Below are 3875 nucleotides of genomic sequence, written 5' to 3' on the forward strand. Positions count from 1 at the left end.
GGCCGTCGGCGTGACGAGGGTGATCGCACCCGCCACTACGGCGGCGAGGGCGACGGTGGCGATGACCGCGCGGCGCACCACCCGGGCCCGCTGCCGGGGATCGACCAGGGTACGGAGCCGGCTGAACATCACCATGCCGGTTGCCTGGCAGACGGTCGTGCAGGCGCCGGCGAGGGCGACGGCGACGGCGTAGAAGGCCACCTGCTCGGCGGCCAGGAAGGTGGCGACGAGCAGCATGTCCAGCTTGTAGATGACCTGAGCCCCGACGACGGTGCCGTAGGCCCCCAGGGCGGACCGCATGAAACGGCGCCGGGGCAGCAGGCGTCCCGGCCGCGCGAGCGCGGGAAGGCCGCCGAGCACCGCCACGTGGTACCCGAGTGGGGGTAGCAGGGCCGTCACGCCGAGGGCCAGCATCCACGATCCTGGATCGCGGACTCCGCTGCCGGCGAGCGCGGCGAACGCGGCCAGTGTCGCCGCCGCCGGTAGCAGCCGGACGAGCTGGAACTCGCCGGTCATCCGACCGCGGCGCTGCGCGAGCCCGGCGGCGTTGGAGGCGGCCACGGCCGCGGCGGTGAAGCAGGTCGCGCCCAGCACGGCGACGGTGTCCCAGGCGGGTCCCCGCCCGGCTCCCGCGCCGCCCGAACGGCCCGGGCCCACAGTGATCAGCGCCGGCACCACGGTGAACAGCACCGCGGCGAGCAGCGCCGACGCGACGGTCTGGGTGAGCAGCGGGCCGAGCAGCGCGCGGTCCTCACCGTCATCGGTGACCAGCGTCTGGGAGACACCCAGGGCGAACACCATCGCGAGCATGCCCGCCCAGGTCTGCAGCGCGACGAACTCGCCGCGGGCCACTGGCCCCAGGGCGCGGGCGGCCAGGACGCCGGTCGCGGTCCCGACGACCAGCGTGCCCGCGTTGCCGGCGAGTACGGCGACGGTGGAGCGGGGAAGCCGGCTCGCGAGCGGGCCGGTCATGACGGCCCGGCGATTCGGCTGACGGCTCTGGTCATCCGCGCCGAGCGGTGTCGCGCACATGGGCAACGGCGCGCAGGAAGCCGTCCACTGACGCGGCGAGCTCGATGTCGCCGATCACCTTCTCCGACTCCTGGGCCATCCTGGCCAGGACGTCGGGGCGCGCGCGCAGCTCCCCGAGGATCCGTGCGAGCGCGTCCACATCGCCGACCGGGTGAACCCGGCCGTTGCGGCCGGGACGGACATCGTCGGTCGGGCCGGTGGAGCCCACCCGGTCGCTGACCACCACCGGCAGGCCGCAGAGCACCGCCTCCTTGACCGCCAGCGGGTGCGGGTCCCGCTCGGCGGGGTGCAGGTAGAGGTCGCTGGCCGCGTACAGGCGGGGGAGCCGTTCCTGGTCGGCGAATCCGACCATCCGCAACGCGCCGCCGAGCTCGGCGGCCACCGCGTCGAGAGCGGGGCGCAACACTCCGTCCCCAGTCATGATCACGATGATTTCCCGGTCGACCGGACCCCGGGGGGCGCGGGTGAGGACGCGCAGCGCGTCCGCGATGTCGAGGGGGCGCTTCCGAGAGATCATCTTTCCGGCGAACAGGGCGACAAGGGCGTCCGGGGCGATACCCAGCTCGGCGCGAATCGCCGTTCGATGCTTCTCCCGATGAGCCAGTACGGCCCGCAGCACCGTCTCATCGGTGGGATACGGCGTGCGGAACATGCGGGTGGCGGGGACTCCATAGTGGGCCAGGTACGCCTCGTTGTTGTCGCCGATCGTGAGGAATGCACTCACTGAACGCATCAGGTGGGGCAGCGTGAGCCGTTTGACGGCGCGGACGGCGGGGGTTCGCTGGCCGAGGAGTTCGCTGTCACTGATCATGAGGGCGGGTACGCCCCGTCGCCGGCACCAGGCGAGCGCCGCGAGGGAATGGGCGTACCGGTATCCGTAGACGAGCACGCAGGCGGGGCGCAGCCGGTCCAGGGCCGCCCAGGTCCGGGTAACCATCTGCCGGCTGGCGTCGGGCTGCCGCCAGCCCGGGCGCAGCGGCAGGTCCGCGATGAACTCGTGGTGATAACCGGTGACGATGTCCGATTTCCACTGCACGTCGAGGCCGAAATCCGCGTCGAAGTAGCGTTCCAGACCCGATCGGGACAGGAAGAGCACCCGAAGATCCACCTCGTGTTCGGTCAACGCCCGGTACAGCGGCGCGAAATGCTGAATCGCGTGCGATACGACGACTGCCACCGTCGTCGACCTGTGGACGGAGGTCATGAGCCGGCTGTTCCTCCTCGCAATGACCGCTGATCGGACCGGGTGGGCCGTGCGCCAGTACGAATCGATCCGACTCTGTCACTCAAAGTATTAATCGAGCAACTGTCTGTAGATGCGTGTCGCGTGTCGCGTGTCGCGTGTCGCGTGTCGCGTGTCGTGGGCCGTAGGCCGCGGATCGCGGGTGCCGGGGTGCCGAGAACCGGTGGGGCTCGGGTGGCGGTGGGTGGCGGTTGCGGCGTCATCGGGTGGAGACACGCGGGTTCCCCGCCGTGGTAGCCCTCCTTCTATCACTGACAGTGATAGAAGGAGGGCTGTCTGAGGGGCGCGCAGTGTCGTTGTCGACCGATAGCGGAACGTGACGCCCATGGCCCGGCTTTCCTTACTCACGGGTGGTGGTTGGAGTGACCAGGCGGGTCGTCGTCGCCGGCGGGGCCGGCTTCCTTGGAAGCCATCTCTGTGACCGCCTGCTGGCTCGGGGCGCCGAGGTGATCTGCGTCGACAACTTCCTCACCGGCCGGCCGGACAACATCGACCATCTTCGGAGGCATGGCGGGTTCCGCTTGCTGCGGCGGGACGTGACCGAGCCGATCGACGTCACTGGTCCGGTCGACGCCGTGCTGAACTTCGCCTCCCCCGCGTCCCCGGTGGACTATCGGGCCCTGCCCTTGGAGACCCTGTTGGTCGGTGCATCGGGTACCGCGAACCTGCTGGATCTGGCATATCGCAAGAACGCCCGGTTCCTCTTGGCCTCCACCTCGGAGGTCTATGGCGACCCCCGGGTCCACCCCCAGCCGGAGGAGTACTGGGGCCACGTCAATCCGATCGGTCCGAGGAGCATGTACGACGAGGCCAAGCGCTTCGCTGAGGCGTTGACCGCCGCCCACCGCGCCACCCACGGCACGTCCACCGGGATCATCCGGATCTTCAACACCTATGGGCCGAGGATGCGCGCCGACGACGGGCGCGCCATCCCGACCTTCATTGCGCAGGCCCTGCGTGGCCAGGCCGTCACCGTTGCGGGCGAGGGTCGCCAGACTCGGTCGCTGTGCTACGTCGACGATCTGGTGGAGGGGGTCGTGCGCATGCTGGACAGCGACCTTCCTGGTCCGGTGAATCTCGGCAGCCCCCAGGAGATGACGATCATTGATGCGGCGCGGCTCGTCGTGGAGGTGTGCGGGGCTGACGTCCCGATCACCTTCGTTCCGCGGCCGCAGGACGATCCCACCGTGCGCTGCCCCGACATCACGCTGGCGCGGGAGGCGCTCGGGTGGCGACCCCTGGTGGACGTACGGGACGGGCTTGCCCGCACCGTGGCCTGGTTCCACGGACGTGTCGAGCGGCCGCGGTCCCCGTGGGTGGTGCCCTGTCAGGAGCCACCGGCGGGCTCGGACGTGCTTGGCGGTGACCGCGACGGGTTCACCGTGCGGAGTGGCGGACCGGGGGGTGGCGGACCGGGGCTGGCGGTCAAGGTGGGCGAGGGCGACGCGGCGGATTCGTGACCTCAATCCATTGCTTTTTGTAAGCAGTCGGCTACTTTAAGCATGTGACCCGGGATGGCTCTGGAAACCTCGCGACGATCCCCGGGCGTCGTGCCGGTCCGCTGCGCTGGCGGCTGGCGGGACGTCTGGCCGCGGTCCTT

The 3875-nt window shown here is 70.5% G+C and carries 3 protein-coding genes; 1 reads left to right on the forward strand and 2 read right to left on the reverse strand.

Annotated features, from left to right (window positions below):
- On the reverse strand, positions 1–972 hold a 972-nt coding region (locus ACY45C_RS06210), incomplete at its 3' end, for a lipopolysaccharide biosynthesis protein (RefSeq protein WP_462186691.1).
- Between the two features lie 31 nt (positions 973–1003).
- A complete protein-coding gene (locus ACY45C_RS06215; RefSeq protein WP_462186692.1) occupies positions 1004–2209 on the reverse strand; it encodes a glycosyltransferase family 4 protein in 1206 nt (401 codons plus the stop codon).
- A gap of 428 nt (positions 2210–2637) precedes the next feature.
- Between ACY45C_RS06215 and ACY45C_RS06220 the strand changes: the two genes are divergently transcribed.
- Positions 2638–3735 carry a UDP-glucuronic acid decarboxylase family protein gene (locus ACY45C_RS06220; protein ID WP_462186693.1) on the forward strand — a complete coding sequence of 366 codons (1098 nt, stop codon included), beginning with the start codon at positions 2638–2640 and terminating at the stop codon, positions 3733–3735.
- The last annotated feature ends 140 nt before the right edge of the window (positions 3736–3875 follow it).

The organism is Frankia sp. CcWB2, assembly GCF_977927585.1.